19 protein-coding genes, 3 tRNA genes and 1 pseudogene are annotated in these 22,139 nt (G+C 37.3%); 5 read left to right on the plus strand and 18 right to left on the minus strand.

From position 1 onward, the window contains the following. Window positions 1-185: 185 nt before the first annotated feature. Window positions 186-698, minus strand: coding sequence for a GNAT family N-acetyltransferase (locus AC4NPH_RS03700; RefSeq protein WP_013056947.1), 513 nt, complete (start codon window positions 696-698; stop codon window positions 186-188). A gap of 82 nt (window positions 699-780) precedes the next feature. Next, on the minus strand, window positions 781-1,005 hold the full coding sequence (locus AC4NPH_RS03705; RefSeq protein ID WP_029321624.1) for a YczF family membrane protein: 225 nt from the start codon (window positions 1,003-1,005) through the stop codon (window positions 781-783). A gap of 146 nt (window positions 1,006-1,151) precedes the next feature. On the opposite strand from AC4NPH_RS03705, the gene AC4NPH_RS03710 reads away from it, so the two are divergent. The 3 genes from AC4NPH_RS03710 to AC4NPH_RS03720 are packed head-to-tail and all read left to right on the plus strand — an operon-like array spanning window position 1,152 to window position 5,111. Next, a complete protein-coding gene (locus tag AC4NPH_RS03710) occupies window positions 1,152-2,774 on the plus strand; it encodes a spore germination protein (RefSeq protein WP_063671512.1) in 1,623 nt (540 codons plus the stop codon). Further along, on the plus strand, window positions 2,764-3,987 hold the full coding sequence (locus AC4NPH_RS03715; RefSeq protein ID WP_098315056.1) for a Ger(x)C family spore germination protein: 1,224 nt from the start codon (window positions 2,764-2,766) through the stop codon (window positions 3,985-3,987). The genes AC4NPH_RS03710 and AC4NPH_RS03715 overlap by 11 nt, the downstream gene beginning before the upstream one ends. Window positions 3,988-4,007: 20 nt before the next feature. Continuing rightward, a complete protein-coding gene (locus AC4NPH_RS03720; protein ID WP_063671509.1) occupies window positions 4,008-5,111 on the plus strand; it encodes a GerAB/ArcD/ProY family transporter in 1,104 nt (367 codons plus the stop codon). A 177-nt stretch (window positions 5,112-5,288) separates the two neighbouring features. Here AC4NPH_RS03720 and AC4NPH_RS03725 read toward each other — a convergent pair whose 3' ends face one another. From AC4NPH_RS03725 to AC4NPH_RS03750, 6 genes are all read right to left on the minus strand, one after another. After that, complete coding sequence (locus AC4NPH_RS03725; RefSeq protein WP_043982340.1) at window positions 5,289-6,689, minus strand: Na+/H+ antiporter NhaC family protein; 1,401 nt, start codon at window positions 6,687-6,689, stop codon at window positions 5,289-5,291. Window positions 6,690-6,903: 214 nt separating this feature from the next. Next, window positions 6,904-6,975 (minus strand) — tRNA-Gly (locus tag AC4NPH_RS03730). Window positions 6,976-6,994: 19 nt separating this feature from the next. Further along, a tRNA-Leu gene (locus AC4NPH_RS03735) sits at window positions 6,995-7,076 on the minus strand. Window positions 7,077-7,102: 26 nt separating this feature from the next. Beyond that, window positions 7,103-7,176, minus strand: a tRNA-Trp gene (locus AC4NPH_RS03740). Window positions 7,177-7,397: 221 nt separating this feature from the next. Next, complete coding sequence (locus AC4NPH_RS03745) at window positions 7,398-8,792, minus strand: phospholipase D-like domain-containing protein (RefSeq protein ID WP_057273122.1); 1,395 nt, start codon at window positions 8,790-8,792, stop codon at window positions 7,398-7,400. Window positions 8,793-9,098: 306 nt separating this feature from the next. Then, window positions 9,099-9,368 carry a hypothetical protein gene (locus AC4NPH_RS03750; protein ID WP_013056940.1) on the minus strand — a complete coding sequence of 90 codons (270 nt, stop codon included), beginning with the start codon at window positions 9,366-9,368 and terminating at the stop codon, window positions 9,099-9,101. A gap of 504 nt (window positions 9,369-9,872) precedes the next feature. Here AC4NPH_RS03750 and AC4NPH_RS03755 point away from each other — a divergent pair. Further along, entirely contained in the window at window positions 9,873-11,003 is a 1,131-nt protein-coding gene (locus AC4NPH_RS03755) for a GerAB/ArcD/ProY family transporter (protein ID WP_279824649.1), read from the plus strand. Between the two features lie 26 nt (window positions 11,004-11,029). On the opposite strand, the gene AC4NPH_RS03760 is transcribed toward AC4NPH_RS03755, so the two are convergent. The 9 genes and pseudogenes from AC4NPH_RS03760 to AC4NPH_RS03800 form a co-directional block, all read right to left on the minus strand. Then, on the minus strand, window positions 11,030-12,364 hold the full coding sequence (locus tag AC4NPH_RS03760; protein WP_491938566.1) for an FAD-dependent oxidoreductase: 1,335 nt from the start codon (window positions 12,362-12,364) through the stop codon (window positions 11,030-11,032). A 241-nt stretch (window positions 12,365-12,605) separates the two neighbouring features. Continuing rightward, window positions 12,606-13,038, minus strand: a pseudogene (locus tag AC4NPH_RS03765) (YrvL family regulatory protein). An 83-nt stretch (window positions 13,039-13,121) separates the two neighbouring features. After that, on the minus strand, window positions 13,122-15,203 hold the full coding sequence (locus AC4NPH_RS03770) for a DNA topoisomerase III (RefSeq protein ID WP_013056933.1): 2,082 nt from the start codon (window positions 15,201-15,203) through the stop codon (window positions 13,122-13,124). A 127-nt stretch (window positions 15,204-15,330) separates the two neighbouring features. Further along, the gene (locus tag AC4NPH_RS03775) at window positions 15,331-16,986 is read right to left on the minus strand and encodes a DUF2339 domain-containing protein (protein ID WP_063671501.1); all 1,656 of its coding nucleotides are present in this window, start codon (window positions 16,984-16,986) and stop codon (window positions 15,331-15,333) included. Between the two features lie 173 nt (window positions 16,987-17,159). Continuing rightward, window positions 17,160-17,396, minus strand: a complete 237-nt coding sequence (locus AC4NPH_RS03780; protein ID WP_013056931.1) for a hypothetical protein — start codon at window positions 17,394-17,396, stop codon at window positions 17,160-17,162. A 99-nt stretch (window positions 17,397-17,495) separates the two neighbouring features. Then, window positions 17,496-17,939: a hypothetical protein gene (locus tag AC4NPH_RS03785; protein WP_029321599.1), complete on the minus strand. Its 444-nt coding sequence runs from the start codon at window positions 17,937-17,939 to the stop codon at window positions 17,496-17,498. A 153-nt stretch (window positions 17,940-18,092) separates the two neighbouring features. After that, complete coding sequence (gene splB / locus AC4NPH_RS03790) at window positions 18,093-19,121, minus strand: spore photoproduct lyase (RefSeq protein ID WP_025752275.1); 1,029 nt, start codon at window positions 19,119-19,121, stop codon at window positions 18,093-18,095. 111 nt (window positions 19,122-19,232) lie between these two features. After that, window positions 19,233-19,481, minus strand: a complete 249-nt coding sequence (locus tag AC4NPH_RS03795) for a transcriptional regulator SplA domain-containing protein (protein ID WP_016764006.1) — start codon at window positions 19,479-19,481, stop codon at window positions 19,233-19,235. Between the two features lie 84 nt (window positions 19,482-19,565). Beyond that, window positions 19,566-20,525: a LacI family DNA-binding transcriptional regulator gene (locus AC4NPH_RS03800; protein ID WP_013056927.1), complete on the minus strand. Its 960-nt coding sequence runs from the start codon at window positions 20,523-20,525 to the stop codon at window positions 19,566-19,568. A gap of 124 nt (window positions 20,526-20,649) precedes the next feature. Here AC4NPH_RS03800 and AC4NPH_RS03805 point away from each other — a divergent pair, with 124 nt between their 5' ends. Next, the gene (locus tag AC4NPH_RS03805; protein ID WP_255263033.1) at window positions 20,650-20,778 is read left to right on the plus strand and encodes a hypothetical protein; all 129 of its coding nucleotides are present in this window, start codon (window positions 20,650-20,652) and stop codon (window positions 20,776-20,778) included. A 39-nt stretch (window positions 20,779-20,817) separates the two neighbouring features. On the opposite strand, the gene AC4NPH_RS03810 is transcribed toward AC4NPH_RS03805, so the two are convergent. After that, the gene (locus tag AC4NPH_RS03810) at window positions 20,818-22,128 is read right to left on the minus strand and encodes a Na+/H+ antiporter NhaC family protein (protein ID WP_013056925.1); all 1,311 of its coding nucleotides are present in this window, start codon (window positions 22,126-22,128) and stop codon (window positions 20,818-20,820) included. Between the last annotated feature and the right edge of the window lie 11 nt (window positions 22,129-22,139).

The following is a 22,139-nucleotide window of genomic DNA, read 5'->3' on the forward strand; positions in this document are numbered from 1 at the left end:
AGCACTCCCTTTCAACGTAATTTTCTGTTGCTAAAACAAAGAAGGTTCAAACATGGGGTGTTTCTCATGGATAGGTTATTGTATGTCTGCCTAGACGTTTTGGTTTGCTGTTCTGCTCATTTTTTTAAAATTGGGCTTGTTTTCGTCTTTATAACTCGGAAAATGCAATTCCGTAAAAGTAAAGCTCATTTCCACTCTTCCTTTAAAATCGCGTAATAATATTCATCCCACCATCCTTTTTCAGTTGGAATACATTTTTTAAAATACCCTTCTCTTCTCATCCCGATCTTCTCCATAACACGATAAGAAGACGTATTCTCAGGTTGACAAGTAGCAATAATCCGATGCAGTTTCATTGTGTTAAAGCCATAGTCCACTATTGCTTTTGCCGCTTCTGAAGCATATCCTTTCTGATGATAGAGAGAATTAAATACCCAGCCAATTTCATAAGTATGGTTGCCAAAATAGTTAAAAAAGACGATATGACCAATTAGAATTTTTTTGTTTTTTAATACAACTGGAAAATTTTTAACATTTTCTTTCATATTTTCATTTAAAAATTTCTTCGCATCAGTCTTACTAAAAACACCTTCTGGTATATACTTCATGACATTAGCATCAGATGTATATGCGTAGACATCTTGCCAATCTTCATATTTAAATTTGCGTATTAGTAATCTTTTAGTCTCAATGTTCATGTGGTTCTCCCCTATCTCAAAGCTATCTCTCTATACGCTTGTTTCGATAGTGAAGATATAAAAACCTCTTTGCACCAAGTTACTATTGCTTTTGTTGACGCTTCTTTAAAACAAGATAAAGTGACTCTGCGAAAAAGAAAAACAAAAGAGAAAAAAGGACAAATAATTCGGCCACTTCCATTACACGAAACGGGCTTAAAGCATTGTATAGTGCCTGCAGTACGTTTGTTCCTTGAAAAAGATCAATTCCTACAGAAAGAGCGATCACAGATCCAAATAGCAGCAGGCTAACTCCAATAATTTTCATCATTTTCTCTCCTCACCTAATCATTACTTACCTCATAGGGTCGTCATTTTTATTTACCGTCATGCAAAAGATATTTTGTTAAAAATTACATAATTATACGGTTTTTGGTCAAATTAATAAAAACTATAGTAAGGGTGCTTTCATTTATGCCTTCGTTCTTTAAAAATCAAAAATCTAAAAATAAACTTCAACCTCAGGCAGATCAAACAAACAACGAACAAACAGTGTCTTCTCTTAAGAATCTGCTGTCTGAAAACCTTACCCTCATTAAAGAGAAAACTGGAAACAGCTCAGATATTGTGATTCGTCATTTTAAAATAGGCGTCAATAACAGCTTGGCTGCTGCTATCGTCTACATAGAAGGGATTGTAGATAATCAGGCTATTCAAGATTACTTACTGCAGTCTCTTATGAAAGATAATCAAAAAAACGACCTAAACGATCAAAATGCATTAGAGTTAATTTCCGAAGACATCGTAACAATGGGTAACGTATCGTTTGCAGACAACTGGAATGATTTACTTTCTTCTTTAATGTCAGGTGACAGCCTTCTTATTGTCGACGGCATAAACCGCGTACTCAGCGTGAGTACACAAGGCGGTGAAAAGCGTGCCATTGCAGAATCTACTACCCAAATGGTAGTGCGAGGACCAAAAGGTGCCTTTACTGAGTCTATTGGCACAAACTTAGCCATGGTGCGCCGAATTATTAAAACACCCGACTTATGGCTAGAGTCGATGAAGATTGGCCGGGTAACTAAAACGGATGTCACTCTTATGTATATTCATGGCATCGCAAACGATAAAGTTGTAAAAGAAATTCGAAAGCGATTAAAAAACATTGATATTGATAGTATTTTGGAATCAGGTTATGTTGAGCAGCTAATTGAAGATCAAACGGTCACTCCTTTTCCAACTATTTATAATACAGAAAGACCCGATGTGGTGGCGGGTAACCTTTTGGAAGGAAGAATTGCTATTTTTGTGGATGGCACTCCTTTTGTACTTATCGCTCCAGCGTTGTTCATTCAATTTTTCCAATCGGCTGAAGATTACTACGCACGCTTTGATATTGCGACGTCCATTCGTCTTTTGCGGGTGTTTATGTTTATGATTTCACTTATCGCTCCTGCTACGTATGTGGCGGTTACGACATTTCATCAAGAGATGGTACCCACAACGCTTATTGTAGCTCTTGCGGCACAGCGAGAATCCGTTCCATTTCCCGCGTTCGTGGAAGCTTTTTTTATGGAAGTCACCTTTGAAATTTTGCGTGAAGCAGGGATTCGTTTACCAAAAGCTATCGGCTCTGCTGTATCGATCGTTGGAGCTCTTGTTATTGGGCAAGCAGCGGTCCAAGCAGGGATCGTCTCACCAGCTATGGTTATTATTGTATCGATTACAGCCATTGCTAGCTTTGCCACACCGTCTTTCGATATGGCTATTTCAGCGCGTTTAATTCGTTTTTTATTTATATTAGGAGCGGCTACATTCGGTTTCTATGGCATTATCCTTATTCTTTTAATGGGGGTTGGACACCTGTGCAGCTTACGTTCATTTGGTGTTCCTTACATGACGCCATTAGCACCCTTTATTCCTGTAAGCAATGAAGATACATTGCTTCGGTTACCTTGGTGGACGATGAGAAGAAGACCTAAATTAATTAGTGATAACAAAGTTCGTCAAAGCAAACATCAAAAGCCTGAGCCTCCTTCTTCAAGAGGCATGATTAATCAGGAAATGGAAGAAGATGATCAAAATGAAACGTAAAAGTTTATTTTTACTGGTAATGACCATAATGATGGTATTGCTTACTAGCTGCTGGAGTAAAAAAGAGTTAACGGACCTTTCATTTGTATCAGCAATGGGCATTGATAAAACGAAAGACGGGCGGTATGAGCTTACCTTTCAAATTATTAACCCGGGAAATGTAGCTGGCTTACAAGGGGGCGGCGGTACTCAAAGTCCGCCTGTTACGATCTATTCCGCTTCCGGTAATAATTTAGTTGAAGCAAGCAGACGCGCTTCAGCTAGAATTTCCCGAAGACTTTATTATGCCCATACCAACTTAGTCGTGATCGGAGAAAAACTAGCGCGTGAAGAAGGAATTAACATTCTTATTGATTCTATTGATCGCGATCCTGAGTTTCGAATTACGACTTCCTTAGTAATCGCAAACCAATCAAGTGCTGCTGATTTGGTAAAAGCACTAACGCCTGTCGATAAAATTCCAGCAAACAAAATTATGAAAACGCTGGAGTTCACTCAAAGAAAATGGGGAGAAAACCTAAAGGTTTCCTTTCAAGAAGTGATGAGATCTCTCGAATCTCCCGGAGGAGAAGCGCTAGTATCGGGTTTTCGTTTAGTTGGAAATCCTCAACAAGCAGAAAAATTAGATAATCTCCAGCAAAGCGCACCAGAAGCTACCCTTCGTGCTTCTGGCATTGCTGTTTTTAAAAATGGAAAGTTAATCGACTGGTTGTACAATAGTCCAGCCAGAGGCAGTGTTTGGATCCTTGATAAAATACAAGGAACCGATATTAATGTAGATTGGAAAGGAAAAAAAGAAGCGCTTGCCTATCAAACAGTTCGTCAAAAAACGGATGTATCTGTAAAAATGATAAAAGGAAAACCTTATGCGTCCGTTCATACTCGTGTAGAAGGCGATCTTGGAGAAGTGGAGGTCCCTGTTGATACACGTCAACCTGCTGTAATCAAAAAAATGGAAAAAGCTGCAGGTAAAGAAATAAAAAAAGAATTACAAACGGCTATTAAACAAGCTCAGACAGACAAAGTTGATATCTTTGGATTTGGAGAAGCGCTGGAACGCACGCGCCCCAATCAGTGGGAAAAACTCAAATCAGAATGGGATGACGTTTACTTTCCAAAATTAGATGTAGACGTTACGGTAGAAGCTTATATTCGCCGAACAGGTCTGCGCAATAAATCATTTCTTTCTAGCGTAAAAGAAAAACAACACTAAGACAAGGAGGTACTGGGTATATGGAAAAAGCAAAAATTAGCGCCACTCAATTATTTATTCTCATGGTTTTATTTGAACTGGGAAGCGCTCTATTAGTCCCTCTTGCAATGGGAGCGAAACAAGATGCGTGGCTAGCTATTTTAATTGGAATGCTGTGCAGCTTTTTTTTCTTCTTAATCTATCATAAACTCTATTCCTACTATCCGGACCTCCTGCCTACAGAGTATATGCAGAAAATTTTAGGTAAGGTACTGGGAACACTTCTTGCCTTCATATATATTGTGTATTTTTTATACGATGCATCGCGAGTTCTAAGAGATTTCGGAGAGATGCTTCTTACTTTTGCTTATCCGGATACGCCTTTATTTATTGCCAATGCTTTATTGATGCTGGTCATTATCTATATAACCCGAAAAGGAATTGAAGCAATAGCGAGGTCAGGAGAGCTTCTGTTTATTTTTATGTATTTTCTGGCTATTGCAGGCTTCATCTTAATTATTAGCTCAGGATTAATTGATTTTAAGAACTTACAGCCGGTATTAAAAGAAGGAATACTTCCTGTTGCCAAAGTTGCTTTAACCGAAACGCTGTATTTCCCTTTCACAGAAGCTATTGTATTTACCATGCTTCTGCCTTATTTAAGCAACCCTAAAAAAGCAAATGTCACCATGCTATGCGCAACGGGATTAAGCGGAATTAATCTAATTATTACGATGATCATTAACATTAGCGTGCTTGGAGTTGATTTGACGACAAGATCACAGTTCCCTCTTCTGAGTACTGTCCAAACAATCCAAGTAGCTGATTTTTTAGAGCGTCTAGATGTATTTTTTATGTTCGCTATGGTTATTGGGATTTATTTTAAAGTTAGCATCTTGTTTTATGCTTCTATAATAAGTACAGCTACTTTATTTAAAATTAAATCTCCTTCACGTCTGGCATATCCTTTAGGCATCATTGTGTTGTTTTTGTCGATTACGATCGCTAGTAATTTTCAAGAGCATCTTTATGAAGGATTGCACGTAGCAAGATTGCTTTTACATATGCCACTTTTTGCTGTCGTACCTATACTGCTTCTGCTTATCGCATTTTTTAAGAATAGGAAGCGGCAGCAGAGACAATAACAATAAATTTGCAGTTAGTGAGGTGATTTTCGTGTATATATGGTTTTATGATCATTTTGTTAATACCATCTTATTTCCGCTTACTTGTATCATACTAGTGTGCCTATCATTAGGACTGTATGCATACGTTAAGCTGAAAAAAATAAAAAATTGATACTAGATGGCTATTTCTCTCATTCAAAACAAGAAAGATACAACGAGATAAAAAGCAACTGTTATTCCTGCTGCAATTAAAGCTGGCTTTAATTTATACTTGGCATATTCAATAACAGATAAATCTAATATTTTGGCGATGGTATTCGTATCGTCGCTTAAAGGTGAAGAAAACGCTCCAAATGAACCGCTCGCAAATACCGCACCGATAATCAACGGTAAAGAAAGGTCTGCAGAACTTGCAAGCGATACGCCAAGCGGCATTAAAATCCCCCACGTCCCCCAAGCAGACCCGATAAAGTAAGAAATAGCAGCTCCAAACACAAACATAAAAGGAGTGACAAACATTTGAGGAATCCACTTAGAATGTGCCGTCACGAAATTCGAAAAACCCAAGTCTTCTGTAACAGCGGATAATCCCCATACTACCGATAACAACAGAATAACGGACATTAAGTCATTGCCTCCTGTGATAAAACCATTAAGCAAATTCTGTAATGTAAAGCGCTGAAATAAGAAAAAAATGAGGGTAATTAACGTAGTCATAATCAAAGCTACTACCATCGCTTCTAGTACGTCTGCTTTAATAAATGCTTCAAAAAAGGTGTGACTTTTATGATGTCCACTCCACCATGTTAAAAGTAAGGTGAGTGAGATCACGACAAGTAAAGGCACTAAGAGATTCCAAGGCTTAGAAGGCAAATCCTTCGATACGCAAGGATGACAATCATGCCAATCTTTTTCGTCTTCTTCCTCAAGCTTCATAGGAGCCGTAGATGTTGAATGATGAAAAAAGCTTAAATAAATCCCTACTAAAATAATTACAATCGAAAAGAAATTATAAGGAATACTTTGAATGAACAAAGAATAAGCGTCTTGTTTTATGCCTTGATGATCAATCGCCATTTGAATGATTGATACCATATATCCTACAAATGCCGTTGCCACAGGAATTAAGACGATAACAGGAGTAGCAGTTGTTTCAATAACAAACCCTAGCTCTGCTGTCGTCATTTTCACTTTTTTCAGCAGCGCTCTCATGATGGGCGCGATCGTAACAAAACGAAATGTCGGAGCACTGAATGTCCCAATGGTTGAAACATAGGTTAAAATAAGGGCTTTTTTTCTTGTATCAATTCTTTCTGCAGCAGTTTCCACAAACCCCTTAACTCCTCCAGCCATCTTAATCATTCCGATAAGCCCTGAAAACGCGTATAAAAAGACGACGATTTCTATATTACTTTTATTTCTAAGAGCTTGTACAACGTAGTGAAGTAGCTTTTCAACACCTCCAATAATCGAATGATCAATCAAATAAGCGCCTACTAATAAGCCCAAAAACAACCCTGGCAGCACTTGTTTGGTGAAAATAGCTATTGGAATAACAATTAAAAACGGTATAATGGAAAACCAACTAGATTCCATAGGACTCTCCCCTATCTTAAAAACCATATTAGATGTCTTCACGTATCGTTCATTAGCTTTTAATGTAACCCCAATATTATGTGTATATTCACGAAAACAACACGTATAAGCAGTACTGCTTTAATAAAATATTTCTGATTAAAAACAGCATAATAAAACTCTTTATTTCTACAACAAAAAAGCAGTTTGCACATGCAAACTGCTTTTGAAAAGAAGCGGAAGACGAGGTTCGAACTCGCGACCCCCACCTTGGCAAGGTGGTGTTCTACCACTGAACTACTTCCGCGCATATATGAAAATAAAGATGCGGGTGAAGGGACTTGAACCCCCACGTCATAAGACACTAGATCCTAAGTCTAGCGCGTCTGCCAATTCCGCCACACCCGCGTGTGAACTAAAAGATAACTCCAAAATGGCAGGGGCAGTAGGAATCGAACCCACACTGACGGTTTTGGAGACCGTAGTTCTACCTTTAAACTATGCCCCTAGAAATGATTTCTTCAAAAGAACCTCGTTTATTAACGACGCTATATCATAATAAAACATATATGGAATTTCGTCAATAGGTCTTTTGATAAATCATAACTAGTACTAGCAGTTTCAAAAAAACTGTGAGGCATATCACAGCTTTTTACACATTCCCTTCACCAGCTGCAGTCTTCTTTAATCTCCGCTATTTGTTTTTAGAGACTCTACTGTAACATAGTACTATACAAAATGTCTCCAAAATCGCGTAAAGACCGAAAGAATATGTAGAAGTGCAGATTTTACAGGAGGCACGTTTTTTTGAGAATCCGTATTAAAATCCACAGGTTCTCCCTCATTTCCCACAAGCATACTGTGAGAAATTTTAGTTTCAATAGCTCCTGTTAACTCGGCTGCAAATTCTTCACTATCTATCATAACCATGGATTCAGTATTTAAAAATGCAGAGCGGGAATCTAAGTTAAAAGAACCAACTGCACTTAAACGCTGATCATAAACAACAGATTTCCCGTGAATTGAATAGGGCTTTTGATATTCATAAAGCTTTGAACCAGCTTTTATGACGTGATTCTTCACTCCCAAGTATGCAGAAAAAGCCATAGCATTTGGAGTGGATGTAATAGAATTAGTTAAAATAATTCTTTGTACTTTGGGTTTTACCCGCTTATCTATATACCGTTCCATCTCTTTTGTTGGTACGATATAAGGGCTTTGAACAACAATGGATTTTTCAGCTTGTTGGGAAAGCTTAATAAATGTTTTCCATATAAAAGGGCTTTTATTAATTCTCTGAATAGGATTTGTAATAAAAGAAACCTTTCTTGTAGGCATCGTTGATTCTCTCCATACAATATAAGGATGGACAAAAGGTTCGTTTGCTTTTTTTGCCTTTTCGTATTGATCTATCAACAATTTTTTTCCTGAAAGACCACGAAATTGTTTAGTCTTCTTGAGCTTTTGAAAAGCTTTGCGTGTATACGGATGAGTCCATAATTTCTCTACATACTTCTCCATTGAGAGAATGACACTATGACTTTCTTGCTTTGTGTTATAAATCAGCACATCACGGTCATAGACAAAATTTTTATCTGGTTGACTGGCCAAGTATTTATCTCCAATATTTCGTCCTCCAATAATACCTAATTGGCCATCGACTACTATTATTTTATCGTGAAGACGATTATGCCAGGTCCAAGGTTTAAAAATAGTGAAGGGCTCATAGTACTTTAATTCTATATTATTGTGGAAAGCTAGAGCATAAAGAACATTTTTTCTCTTGCCTTTTAACCCATGAGAGATCCCGTCTAATAGCACTCGAATACGTATACCTCGATCCGCAGCTTCGAATAAAGCGCCCATAAGTAAATCCGAAGAACGACCTTTACCGATGGAAAAGTAAGCAATATCAATTGTATGCCTCGCTTCTTGAATCATCTGCATCCGAACAAGCCCTGAAAAATAACCGTTTTCCAAAAGCATAACCCGGTCTGTGGATTCTTCCTTTCCGTAAAAATTCTCAGTATTCATTACTTTTAAGTCTTTTCCCTTGTGCAAAGGGACATAAAACAGTACCACTGCAGTTACGAATACATATATGAAGTACAATACGACAATCATTATTAGTATATTTATTAGCATGTTCCTGTCACAATCCCTTTCCATTCTTATCGTTCTGTTTTTATTAGGATTCTTACTTTTTTAACTTCTATACCTTTTAAAATAAGAATGGAATGATGGATTATTTGTTACACCACTGTTGATTTCCGTGCAAGTCTTCGCCTTTCCCCCAAACAATAGCCAGAAGCAATTATATACACGAAACCTACGTTCACACTACCAATAAAAAAAGCAGAAGTTCATTATCTTCTGCTTTTACAATTTATACCCTATTGTGAACCTGTTCTAAGTAAAACAGCGGCTCTTTTATTGATTAAGGTTGTTCTCCATATCTTTTATATCTTGCTGAAACTCTGTTAAACGCTGACGCTGTGTTTCAGAAGCATTTTCAAGCGCATTCTCAATTTGCTGAGAGGCTTCATTCACTTCACCTATCGCTTGCTTCGCTTCATGGCCGTACGATGCATCATTTTTAGCTTCATTTGCCTGTTCATATGCATCTACTGCTTCTTTATGCCCCTGCTGTGCTGCTTGAAACGATTGTTGTTTATCTTTATTGTATGGGAATTTTTTCATCATAGTGCTCCTTTCCATTTGTTCACTCTTTAGTGTGGCATTTTTCTACATATTCATACAACGCTTCAATAGGTTAAAGCTAAGTGTATATTCCTCATAACAAACCCCTCAATCATATAAGAGCCCTAGAAAATATCTTCTATCTCCTGAAATACTTTCTATATTTTACAGAAATGTATAATGACTTTCTTTAGCGGACATCATACGAATAGCTTATCTGAACGAAAAAATGTATTGGGGTTGACTGCATGCACTTGTTTCTTTCCTTTTTGATCATTTGTGCAGGGATTATATGGATGGAAATAAAAAGATTACCTCAACACTCTCATAAAAAGGAACGGAACATTTTTATTGTGTTCATGACAATCAGTATCATAATCGCTCTTGCAAAAATCTTTCGGCTGCCTCTACCGAACCCTTCTGATTGGGTAGAAGTAATGTTTCAACCTTTAAGTCACTTATTATTCCGTTGGATCACTTAATTAGTGTATATGGCAAAAGGATGTGCTCATTTTGCTTAATGAAATCAATATTTCAGCTGCGCAGTTTCGCAAATTAGTAACTTTGTATAGCATCGGAAGCACAATTATTGTTGTACCTGCCGCTATTACAGCTGATGCTCATCAAGATGCCTGGATTGCCGCACTCTTCGGTGTTGCATTAGGAATTGGCTTAGTTTTGCTTTTTACCTCACTAGGAAAAATGTTTCCAACGCTTACGCTGATGGAAATGAACGAAAAAATTTTTGGCAAACTATTTGGAAAGATTGTTTCTGCTGTTTTTGTGTTATCCAATTTATTTATCAGCAGTCAAGTTCTTTACTATGTAGGGAATTTTCTCACTACACAAATTCTTCCCTACACCCCGCTTACAGCCATCCACATTGCATTTATGGGTGTGGTCATCGTAGGAGTACGCCTAGGAATAGAGGTTATTGCACGAAGTGCCGAGATTTTATTCCCTTGGTTTGTCGGATTATTCGGGCTTCTCATTGTGTCTATGATCCCTCAAATTAAAATAGAGCATCTTCAGCCTGTGTTCGAAATCCATCCAAAAGCTTTTATTCGTGCTGTTTTAACGTTTTTAAGCATAAGTTCTTTGACTTATACGATTCTGCTTATGATTTTCCCTTCCCATACACCAGACACGAAAAAGGCAACTCAATCTTTTTATATAGGTAATGTAGCCGGTGGACTAGTGATGGTTACGTTAATCTTACTCGGAATTTTAGTACTTGGTCCTTATTACTCCCAAATCACCATGTTTCCAAGCTATGAATTAGGAAGAAGAATTGATGTAGGAAACTTTCTTCAAGGAATTGAAGTAATTATTGCTATTATATGGTTTCTTACTCTTTTCTTTAAAGTTTCTCTTTATTTTCATGCTTCTATCGCTGGGCTTTGCCACATTTTTAACGTTAACGAAACTCGATTTCTAACGTTACCGATGGGGTTAATCGTTACAACTTTTTCTATTATCGTTTATCCAACTATTATCTATCAAAAAACATGGTTAGCCGAAACGTGGATTCCCTATAGTTTTTTCGTAGGGGCTTTTTATCCTTTTATTCTTCTTATTATAGGCTGGATCCGCTTTAGACCTGCTAAAATAAAAAAGATAATAAAATCTACATAAAAAAAGCAGGTAGTCACCTGCTTTTTTTATGCTTGAAGCGCTTGAAGTCCTGCTTGGTTTAAGAAATGCCAAGGCTTATTAAAGTGCGGTTGAAAGAAAAAGTCCATAAAGCCAAGCTCATCGATGGTCATTTCCTGCTGTACACATACAGACAATGTATTGATTGCTTGAGTAGCATCAATTTTAGAAATAACCTGTGCGCCTACAATTCGTCTTGTTTCTTCTTCAAATACTACTTTCAACGTAATATTTTCGTACGTTGGCATGAATTCAGGTCGGTTATTCTCTGATATTGTGATACTTTTCACATTCATATCAAAAAGAGAAGCTGCTGTTTCAGTTATGCCGGTAGATGCAACATTGTAATCATAAATATGCAGACCTGACGTTCCTTGTGTTCCCATATACTTAATCGTTGACTTAACAAGGTTTTGAGCTACTAATGTTCCCATTCTAACTGCATTTGTAGCAAGCGGAATATAGGCATGTTTCTTAATCGGATTATAGTAAATGGCACAGCTATCTCCGGCAGCAAATATATCTTTTTTGCTTGTTTGCATATATTCATCAACCACAATTGCGCCGTTTGGAAGCATGTCTACTTGTCCTTTTACTAATTCTGTATTTGGACGGAAGCCAACACACAGAATAACAAGATCCGCTTCGTATTCGCCTTTAGTTGTCACTACTTTTTCAACAGATCCCTCACTGCCTACAAATTTAGTAACCGCTTGGTTTAATGCTAATTTAACTCCTCGATTTTCAAACTCAGTTTCCATTAGATTCGTAAATTCTGGATCAAGATATTTATTTAAAATGCGATCAGCACTATCAATAAACGTGACTTCTTTTCCATACACTTCGAATGCTTCTACTAATTCTGCACCAATATAGCCCGCACCAATTACGGCTATTTTCTTCGCTTGCTTCGCTTTTTCAATAATGTGATTAGCATGCTGATAGTTTTTACAAAGCACAACATTATTTAAATCGATGCCTTCAAGGTTTGGAATGATCGGCCATGATCCAGTTGTCATCACTAATTTATCAAATGTATCTTCAAATTCTTCGTTGGTTTCTAAATTTCGTACAGCTATTTTTTTACCATCTGTATCAATATTCGTAACTTCATATTTCATTTTCATATTTACACCCATCTCTTGCAATTCAGACGGTGAAGAGTAAAATAAGCCATTTGCATCTTTTACGACCCCGCCTACATAGAGCGCAATTCCACAAGACAAAAATGAAACATTATCATTTCGCTCATAAACTGTAATTTTAGCTTCTGGATAAAGTTCTGCCATATTTTTTACTGCTGCCGTTCCTGCATGTGTACACCCTACTACTGCAATTTTCATAGATGATATCCCCCTTAGGATTATAGAAAATATGATATTGTGAATTTATTCACATATATTGTGAAATGTTTCACATATCTTTTACAATTCTTATTATACAAACATGTTTGTCCTTTTTCAAGAGTTATGTGAAAAAAATCACATACTTTTTTAAAAAAATATGTTACAGGGTTCTTTAAATAGCTTTGAAGCTTGATATGATGCGCTTTTCTTGCTGATGCGCTGTTGATGAAAAACTTCATCAGCTTGTTTTTTTACGTAGAAACTTACTATCCAATGCACTCTCCATCCAAAAAAATAAGACGGATAAAAGAATCATCGCTAAAATAGATAAACGAATTCCGCTCACAAGCAAGTCTGCTATATAAACTGATAGAAAAGTAAAAAATATATCTACAGAAGCTGCAAATGTTACAAATAGTACTCTATTCAGTCTGGCATTCTTCATTAAAAAAATGAGTGTCTTTGAAAAAAGCTATAAAGCCAAATACAAAAATAAAAAATAGAAATAAATATATGGCCCAGTAGGACTCATATTCCACTCCCATTACTTTAAGGAAGCCTATAAAACCAAAAAAATAGCTTCCCATTAGTATCGCTAAAATGATTAGTACCATCGCTCCTACTATAAAGAACGCGATTAAACGATCCATTCCCCTGCTTTTTCTTTTCATTGTTCCACTCCACCTTACTTACTCATCACTTAATCCATATTATACGAAAAAAGTGCGATACCGTGGTATCGCACTTTTCTAGATTATTTATCTTTTTTATCTTGAAGGGCTTGTTTTAAAGCATCACCCAAGCTTGAACCAAATGCTCCGTCATCATTATATTTGTTAAGAAGCTTTCGTTCTTCTCGTTTTGAAATCTTTTTCTTTTTGTCCTCAGCTTTCTCCACTACTTGACATGAACGGCATTGGAAATACGTGCCCGCTTTTCCTGAATGAATTTCCATTCGCTTGTGACACTGCGGACAGCGTCGATTCGATAGTTTAGGGTCTTTTGCGCGTCTATAGCTGCACTCAAGGCTTGAACAAACGAGCACTCTTCCTTGCTTTGTTTTCTTTTCTTTCAAGAAAGAACCGCATTCCGGACATTTAGAGCCCGTTAAATTATGAGGTTTGTACGTTTGATTACTCGTTTTTACTTGCTTAACTAGCTTTTCTGTTTGTTCGCGAATATTTGTTAAGAACTCTTTTGCATTTCCTTTTCCTTTAGCAATTGCTTCTAAGTCACGTTCCCACTTAGCCGTAAGCTCAGGCGACTTTAACTCATCTGCTACTAGGTCAATCAGCTGCTTTCCTTTTTTGGTTGCGTGTAGACGATTGTTTTGGCGATCAATGGACTCATTTTGCAGAAGTTTTTCAATAATATCTGCACGTGTTGCCGGAGTACCTAAATTATGTTTTTCCATTTGTCCAAGAAGATCCGCTTCTGTATAGCGCTGCGGCGGCTCTGTAAATGCACTTTTCATCGTTACATCTTGAATGAGCAGCTTGCTGCCTTCTTCCATATCAGGCAGCTTCACCGTTGCTTCTGAGTCTCCACCAGAAACTTTTTTGAAGCCTGCATTCACGACTTGCTTTCCGCTTGCTACTAACTGTTCCCCATTTACTTCAAGCTCTGCTTTAACCACTTCATACTCATATGCAGGATAAAATAATGAAATAAATCGCTTTGCAATTAAGTCATACAGCTTTCGTTCATCAGCTGATAAGTCCTGTAGAAACACGGGCTGATCCGTTACGATAATAGCATGGTGATCACTTACTTTTTCGTTATTAACCACTCGCTTTGGCAACTGTGCATTTCTTAAAATTGAACGAACCTCTTCTTTATATACAGCAGAGATGCTTTCCAAACGCTCTTTCATAGTAGAAACCATATCTGTTGTTAAATAACGGGAATCTGTACGTGGATATGTGACTAACTTATGCTGTTCATATAACTTTTGAAGTACATTCAATGTCTTCTTAGCAGAGAAGTTAAAGCGTTTGTTAGCATCCCGCTGCAGTTCGTTTAAGTCATAAGGAAGCGGCTGCGCTTCTTTATGCATTTTGCGCTTAATTGTTTTTACAACTGCCTCACCTGATAATTTTGAGTGCAGCTCTTTTGCGCGTTTTTCATCAAAAATGCGCTTTTCATTGCCCTTTTGCCAAGCCGCTTCAAAAGATGAAAACTGAGCTGTAAGCGTCCAATATTCACTAGGTTTGAATGTGTTAATTACTTGTTCACGCTCAATTATCATCGCAAGCGTCGGAGTTTGTACCCTTCCTGCCGACAATGGTTCTTCGTATTTAGTCGTTAACGCTCTCGTCACGTTTAAACCGATAAGCCAATCAGCTTCTGAACGACAAACAGCTGAATCATACAAGCGATTAAACTCTGTTCCTGGTTTTAACTGTTTAAACCCGTCACGAATTGCTTTATCCGTTTGAGACGAAATCCAAAGGCGTTTAAACGGCTTGTTCCAGCGTACCTTTTCCATAATCCAGCGTGCTACAAGTTCTCCTTCACGCCCTGCATCAGTCGCAATAATTAACTCTCCAATATCCTTTCTTTTTGCTAGATCGGATACTGTGCGAAACTGAGAACTCACTTTACGAATTACTTTTAATTTCATTTTCTCAGGCATGATTGGCAGATCTTCTAATCGCCACGTTTTATATTGGTTATCATAATCCTCTGGTGTTTGTAATTCAACTAAATGACCGAGTGCCCATGTTACGACATACTTTGGTCCTTCAATATACCCTTTTTTTGTTTGGGTGCTGCCAAGTACGCGCGCAAGATCACGTGCTACACTTGGCTTTTCTGCTAATACAAGTGATTTCATTTTATGTATACCTCCAATTCACTTGTTCCATTATACATGATTGTATACTTTTTGTACGACTTCAAGATTAAGTTTACATAATAATATTATAATAAATAAAGCTGAAGAATTTCTCTTCAGCTTCTAGCTACTTCTTTTTATAAAATAGTCGCGAGATAATTAAACCGATAGCTCCTAAGACGATAAATAACAAGGCCCGTATAGCCATTGGGATAAAAGGTAAATCGTATAAAACAAGTTTAAAAAGTGTTAAGAACAAAATGCCCACACCGATATACGTTGCTGTTTTAAACGTTTTAAGTGATCCTATTACAAATGCTGCAATGGACAGCCCTAACCAAACGGCCGTCATAATAAGCGTTTGCGGATTAGCGGAAAGATGATTGGTGCCAGCGGCCGTAACTTCCGTAGCAAAAATTAAAGAAAGAATAGAAAAAACAATACTTCCTCCAATTTTGAACGTATCGTGCTCATCCTGTTCTGTTTTTTGAATGCTGATCCATATAAATACTAGAATAGAAGCTAACACAACAAGCCAATTTAATGTCGGAAGAGACAGCACTTGTTCGATTGGTGTAACTAAGATATACGTTGCACTCAGTATATAAATTGTATAAGAAAATAGTTGATGAAGTAGATTTTTATACGTCATGGCGATATAGTAAACAGCAAGTCCTTGAATCACATATAAAATGACTCCTTCTCTTAAATCGACGAGCTGATGAATAAAAAACGCTACTGCAACAATTAAATAGGTAATAAAAAATTCAAATTTCTCTTTAGAACTTCTTACTGCGTAAACACCTACTGCGTAAATAATAACTAGCGCAAGCAGCACCATTGTGGTCGTGCCATCGTCAAAAACGGTGAGCAGCCAGCCGTACGTAACTGCTAAACTCGATAGAAGGGTAAACGCATATACTTGGAGTACGGACTGTGATAGAAAAAAACTAGAAATTAAGCATAAATGCTGAATAAGAATCGCCATACCTAATAACTCTTTTACACCATTATCACCAACAAACGAGTAATAAATGAGTAGCGTAAGATTTAATAGTACCGCGGAAAGAACATATAAAATTGAATATTTTTGTTTGATTGCCACATATAAAAAGGCAATATACAGAAGCGTTTCATAGCCAATGAAAACGAGCGCATTAGGCGAATTACTTTCAATAAGAAAAGGAACTAGTACGCCTCCAACCGCGCTAATAATACCTAATGCCTGTGAACGATAAAAGACTGTCGCGATAATCCCTAGGATAATCCAGCTCGCATTTAGTATAAAAGCAAGCGTTGGTCCCGCTAAATGATACAGGCTATGCATCGCAAACGTCGTTAACATGAGAATAGGAATAGCTCCTCCTACAAGTACTCGCCCGAGCACCAACCTGCCCTTTTTAATTTGGAAACGACCTGTCACAGCAAAACCTATTGAAACAACGAAACCGAGAACAACTTTTGCTTTTTCATTCATTAACCCATAGTCAGAGGCTGCTTTAAATCCCCATAATACGCCAATAATAAATACAAAAATAAAAATTCTCGGCAGCCATGTTTGAAAAAGGACTTTTTCCCAATCAACAGGTTCTTCTATTGCCTGTGAGCTTTTAGCTGCTGTTTGAGCAGGAAGTTTAGTGGTCTCCTCGCACTGCTTGGGAGGAGCGTGAACTGTTTTTGATCTTGGAGAATTTGTTTTATATACGAGCGACTTTAGCCTAGCTACGTCTTCTTCTAAACTGCTTATTTTTCGTTCAAGTTCTTCTATTCTTTCTTTTTCCATATTTCCTCACCCTTTCTCTTTAAAGTATTTGTGATGTTTATATGTATATCTTACAGCGCTTAACTATTATACTATTAAAAGGAATATCTCTTAGAAACATTCTATTTTTAGCAAAAAAAAATACAGCGCCCTTTTCAAAAGAAAAGTTCGTTGTATAGGATGTGCTGCATTTTTTATGTCACTTTCTCGCTGTATGTACTATGAAATCCCGCTTCGATGTGGGCTACTTGAAAGCTATGGTGACCAATTAAATATTTAACAATATCCACACGGTCAATTTTACCGGGCTTATTGTTCATTGCTTCTCGCACCATAGATTGAAATGTTTCTTTGCAAAACTTCTTTTCATGAAGCAGAATCGTTTCACAATACTCTTCATGGTCTCCCTCTGAAATACGATAATAATGCATTTCTTTCACCCCTTTTTAATGGTATACCTATTACATACCCCAAATATTGCTATTTTAACAAATTAATTTTATTATTCTTTATTTTTCTATATATATGGTTTATAGGGCAACGTTTCGAAACTCGTCGTTATAAATGCTAATTTGAAGCCGCTGAGAAAAACGTTCTTGTTCGATATATGTTTCAGGCATTAATCCAACAGGATATACCTTAGGGTTTTCGCCACTGCCTAATATGTATACATACATCTTTCCTTCGCTTGTATATCGAACCTTCGTCGAAATACCCCCTTGCCCTTGAAGAGGCGCATAAACAGCTCTTACATTATCTCTTATTTCTTGTACAAACCCATGTAGTTCAATATCAGAATCATAATAATGGTTTGCTTCATACAAGCCGTAAATACGAGACTTATCGATATCACATAATATGTTCCAAAATTCAGATAAATTTTCTTGGAACAACACTTGAATAAAATTTCGTGCAGCTTCTTGCTGTTCGTTTGTTAATTCTTTTGTTAGCGCAAACTCTTCATTTTTTAACATCTCAGTCACCTCCCTTTTGTATGTAATACGACAAGAGATAAAAATAACCTCTTTTTTTCAACTTATTAGCAAGCAATTTATTTTTTTACATTAAAAATTGAAAAGTTATTTTGACTAAGGCGTCAGAATAACTTTTCAATTACTGTAGAATAATTACGTAAAGTATTCGATTTTTGCATTCGGAAAATACTGATCAATGTAATATTCCAACGTCTCTCTTAATTCTTGTTCTTCATCTTTTGCGTATACATATTTTCCAATTCCGTAACGCCCCCATTTGTAGCGGCGCTCCTCTTCATTCATCTCAAGCTTTGTTTTCGGATAATTTTTCTCGATTACCCGCTTGGCCGGCTTGGTAAAGCGATGCTGAATCATTTCAAACGTAATATCATCTCTTGACTCCTCAGGTATAGAGGCGTCAAGCTTTTCAAACAACTGACGGTATCCCTCTTGCCAACCTTCATGAATGTAAATAGGCGCCACAATAAAGCCAAGTGGATATCCGGCTTTTGCAACTTTATTAGCAGCTTCAATCCGGTAATCAAGAGGAGATGTACCAGGTTCAAAGTTTTTTATAACATAATCTGCATTTATGCTAAAGCGGAAGCGCGTGCGACCATTATGTTTAGCATCCAATAAATGATCCACGTGATGAAATTTAGTCACAAAGCGCAGTTGACCTAGTTCACTTTCCCCAAAATATTCAATCGCGCGCTTTAATGAATGTGTCAAATGGTCAATTCCTACGATATCAGATGTACAAGCCGCTTCAAATCGCGTTATTTGAGGGGCTCTCTCCTGCATATATTGCTCTGCTTGACCTAATATTTCTTCAACATTCACGTACGTGCGAATATATGGTTTGCTTCCCATTGTTGTCTGCAAATAACAATAGTGACAGTGCCCCATACACCCTGTTGCAAACGGTATTGCATATTCAGCTGACGGTTTAGATGTATCAAATTTCAATGTTTTACGCACGCCAACTACTAAAGTCGACTTGGCATTGCGATATTTTTGCAAATCATTTTTTCCCGGTATATTACGCACTTGATTATGAGAAGTTGTTTGACGAATCTCAATTCCCATCTTCTCAAATTTTTCTTTTAATTGAACACCAAGCGGGTACTCCATTGCCCCTGGCTCAATATATACTAATTGAGGTACAAAAGGTTTTATCATCATGTACACTTCCTTTTTTCTAATATTAATAGCGTTTGAAAAACAAAAAGACTCTATCCTTGGTAATTATTTTTCAAACAAAAAAGACTCTCCGTTTAAGAGAGCCTTGCGTCAGTCATATTGTTCATAATCAAATATCTTATTATACATTTTTTCAGCTTCTTCATATGTTGAATACACGGCATCATCTTCAGCTAACAAATGATAAGACTCATGTAAAAACAGCGCCTTTTCACCTTTGTTTTCAGGATGTTCAACAATTTCAGCTTGATTAATATTTGCAACGTTTGCCGTATGAGGATTTCGGTAAATAACAAATACTTGATCTCCCACTTGATATTCTTTTTTCTCCACGATCATCATCCTTTTCTTTTTTCTTTACTCGTATGATGTCCGCTTTTGCTCATTTTATCCGGTAAAAACCCTCATAGCATCATCAAGAATTCATACGCTTTTACGCTCAATAAACCGAAAAGGGAGCTCAATTTTCTGAGGAACCTTGCTTCCCACTAATGTAAAAAGCGTTTCGCCCATTTCCTTAAGAGGAAGTTCTATCGTTGTTATTTGTAAATAAGAAGAAAGCGGATGATTATCAAAACCAATGATAGCTAACTCACCAGGAACTGAAATACCCGCTTGTTCGCACTGAGCTTTTATTCCAATAGCTACTTGATCATTTGTTACTAAAAGCGCCTGAGGCCGATTTTTCATCTGCACTAGTTTTTCCACCACTTTTTCACCATCTGTCACGTTCAAACAGCCTTGAAAAACCCATTCCGGATGATAAGGCTGATTTATTCTTTCTACATATTCTTTGTATGCTTGTTGCCGCTGCAGGCTATTTGTACCCGTCATTCTTCCAATACAGTAGCCAATATCCGTATATCCTTTTTCTTTTAAATACATAAGCGCCTGCTTAAAAGCTGCATAATGATCAACGTATACGGAGCGAATAGAACGATTCTGTACGTTTTCGCACACGGCTATCGGCCCGTGCTGCTGATAATATTCAATCGTGCTCCAGCTGCTTGCTCTAGAACAAATAATCACTCCATCAACTTGCTTTGTTTTCAGCATATGAAGCGCTTCTTCTTCTTTTTTCACATCATAGTTCGTCTGACAAATAACAAGCTGATACTGCTTTTCTAACGCTTTAGATGCCACTCCTTCTAAAAGCAGACTAAAATACGGATGATTAATAAAAGGCAAGACGACGGCAATCATATTTGTTTTCCCTTTTGATAAGTGAACGGCATTAATGTTTTGTTCATAATTAAGTTCGTGAATAACCTGCTCTACCAGCCGGCGTTTCTCTTCTTTTACATACGGATGATGATTTAGCACCCGGGATACAGTCGAAACAGATACACCCGCTTTTTTTGCGATATCTCGGATATTTGTCATGTTTTCACCTTTTTCTCTTGCGCTGAAACGCGTTTCATACTTTATTCTCATTATAAAGTGAAACAGCAAGAAGCTAAACCCGTTACCATCGTGTTTTTATTCATTTACGTAAGGAGGTCATTTCATGGGTATTTTATTATTTATTTTATTATGCGGAATTGAAATTGGAGGAGCGACTTATGCACTTAAACAAAATGAGACGCTTTGGAAGGAGTTAGATGAAGAAAAGCCGACTGATTTTTTCAAACAGTAAAAAACCCTTAAAAAGAACATTCTTTTTAAGGGTTTCATATTACGCAGCTTCTTTAGATGACTTAGACTTTTTATTTAAACGAGGAAATCCAATTACAATCGCAATGATTCCGCAAACCGCTGTTAACATTGGATAGAATGTAAATGGAATAATCTCAATCGGTGAAACTTTAGCAAACCCTGCTGCGAGAAGCATTTGTGCGCCGTAAGGGATAAGCCCTTGAACGCTGCATGAAAACAAGTCCAGCAGACTGGCTGATTTACGATTATCAATTGAATACTTATCAGAGATTTCTTTTGCTAACGGACCTGCTGTAATAATTGAAATCGTGTTATTAGCCGTCGCTAAATTAGTTAAACTTACCAGTCCGGCGATGCTGAATTCTCCGCCTTTTTTTGTTTGAATGCGTCGTGTTAATAAATTCAATAAGAACTGAATACCGCCATTATAGCGAATAAGCTCAACCATTCCGCCAATTAACAGAGATAAAATAATTAACTCTGACATTCCGCCAATACCTTCTGTCACAGTTTTAGCAAGAGAAGAAAGCGTGTAGCTTCCGTCAGCTAATCCAATCACGCCGGCTAGCACAATTCCTCCGGTTAAAATGCTTAATACGTTTGCACCAAATACTGCAGCAATGAGTACGCCGATATAAGGCAAGATTTTAAACCAGCTGAAATCTTTAATTTCTACTGATGACGTGTTTCCTAGCGTCATTACAAGCAATAGAATCACTGTAACAATCGCTGCAGGAAGTACGATAAAAAAGTTTACTTTCAATTTATCTGTCATATTTGTTTTTTGCGTACGAACTGCCGCAATCGTTGTATCAGAGACAACAGATAAATTATCACCAAACATTGCACCGCCAATCACACCGGCTATTGCCAATGTAACAGAAACATGCGCTTGCTCACTGATTCCTACAGCGATAGGTCCCAGCGCAGCAATTGTTCCCATTGATGTTCCCATCGAAATTGAAATGAATGCGCCAATAACAAAGATTCCTGCTACGACTAAGCTTTGCGGAAGCACAGAAAGCGCTAAGTTTACCGTTGAATCCACAGCTCCCATGCCTTTAGCGACTTCAGAAAAAGCACCTGCTAAAATAAAAATAAGCACCATAATAATGATATCAGGATGTCCTGCTCCTTTAGCAAAACGCTCCACTTTTACATTAAGTGAATCTTTGCGGTTCATAGCCAGCGCCACAATGGCTGCAATGATAATGGCTACTAATACAGGCAGCTTATAAAAGTCTCCCGTTATAATTCCTGATCCGACAAACAGGACTAAAAAGACGCCCAGCGGTAACAGCGCCCAGCCGTTTCCTTTTTGTTGTTCCATTCTTAACACCT

Source organism: Priestia sp. MDV22-iso46, from assembly GCF_058629175.1.

Excerpts from the sequence above, each read along its gene's own strand:
- AC4NPH_RS03750 (WP_013056940.1), bottom strand. The coding sequence starts at position 9,368 with ATGAAAAAATTCCCATACAATAAAGATAAACAACAATCGTTTCAAGCA.
- AC4NPH_RS03810 (WP_013056925.1), bottom strand. The coding sequence starts at position 22,128 with ATGGAACAACAAAAAGGAAACGGCTGGGCGCTGTTACCGCTGGGCGTC.
- AC4NPH_RS03785 (WP_029321599.1), bottom strand. The coding sequence starts at position 17,939 with ATGTTAAAAAATGAAGAGTTTGCGCTAACAAAAGAATTAACAAACGAA.
- AC4NPH_RS03805 (WP_255263033.1), top strand. The coding sequence starts at position 20,650 with ATGGGTATTTTATTATTTATTTTATTATGCGGAATTGAAATTGGAGGA.
- AC4NPH_RS03770 (WP_013056933.1), bottom strand. The coding sequence starts at position 15,203 with ATGAAATCACTTGTATTAGCAGAAAAGCCAAGTGTAGCACGTGATCTT.
- AC4NPH_RS03725 (WP_043982340.1), bottom strand. The coding sequence starts at position 6,689 with ATGGAATCTAGTTGGTTTTCCATTATACCGTTTTTAATTGTTATTCCA.
- AC4NPH_RS03800 (WP_013056927.1), bottom strand. The coding sequence starts at position 20,525 with ATGACAAATATCCGAGATATCGCAAAAAAAGCGGGTGTATCTGTTTCG.
- AC4NPH_RS03715 (WP_098315056.1), top strand. The coding sequence starts at position 2,764 with ATGAAACGTAAAAGTTTATTTTTACTGGTAATGACCATAATGATGGTA.
- AC4NPH_RS03780 (WP_013056931.1), bottom strand. The coding sequence starts at position 17,396 with ATGCATTATTATCGTATTTCAGAGGGAGACCATGAAGAGTATTGTGAA.
- AC4NPH_RS03700 (WP_013056947.1), bottom strand. The coding sequence starts at position 698 with ATGAACATTGAGACTAAAAGATTACTAATACGCAAATTTAAATATGAA.
- AC4NPH_RS03705 (WP_029321624.1), bottom strand. The coding sequence starts at position 1,005 with ATGAAAATTATTGGAGTTAGCCTGCTGCTATTTGGATCTGTGATCGCT.
- AC4NPH_RS03745 (WP_057273122.1), bottom strand. The coding sequence starts at position 8,792 with ATGATTGTCGTATTGTACTTCATATATGTATTCGTAACTGCAGTGGTA.
- AC4NPH_RS03775 (WP_063671501.1), bottom strand. The coding sequence starts at position 16,986 with ATGGAAAAAGAAAGAATAGAAGAACTTGAACGAAAAATAAGCAGTTTA.
- AC4NPH_RS03710 (WP_063671512.1), top strand. The coding sequence starts at position 1,152 with ATGCCTTCGTTCTTTAAAAATCAAAAATCTAAAAATAAACTTCAACCT.
- AC4NPH_RS03720 (WP_063671509.1), top strand. The coding sequence starts at position 4,008 with ATGGAAAAAGCAAAAATTAGCGCCACTCAATTATTTATTCTCATGGTT.
- AC4NPH_RS03795 (WP_016764006.1), bottom strand. The coding sequence starts at position 19,481 with ATGATCGTGGAGAAAAAAGAATATCAAGTGGGAGATCAAGTATTTGTT.
- AC4NPH_RS03760 (WP_491938566.1), bottom strand. The coding sequence starts at position 12,364 with ATGAAAATTGCAGTAGTAGGGTGTACACATGCAGGAACGGCAGCAGTA.
- splB (WP_025752275.1), bottom strand. The coding sequence starts at position 19,121 with ATGATAAAACCTTTTGTACCTCAATTAGTATATATTGAGCCAGGGGCA.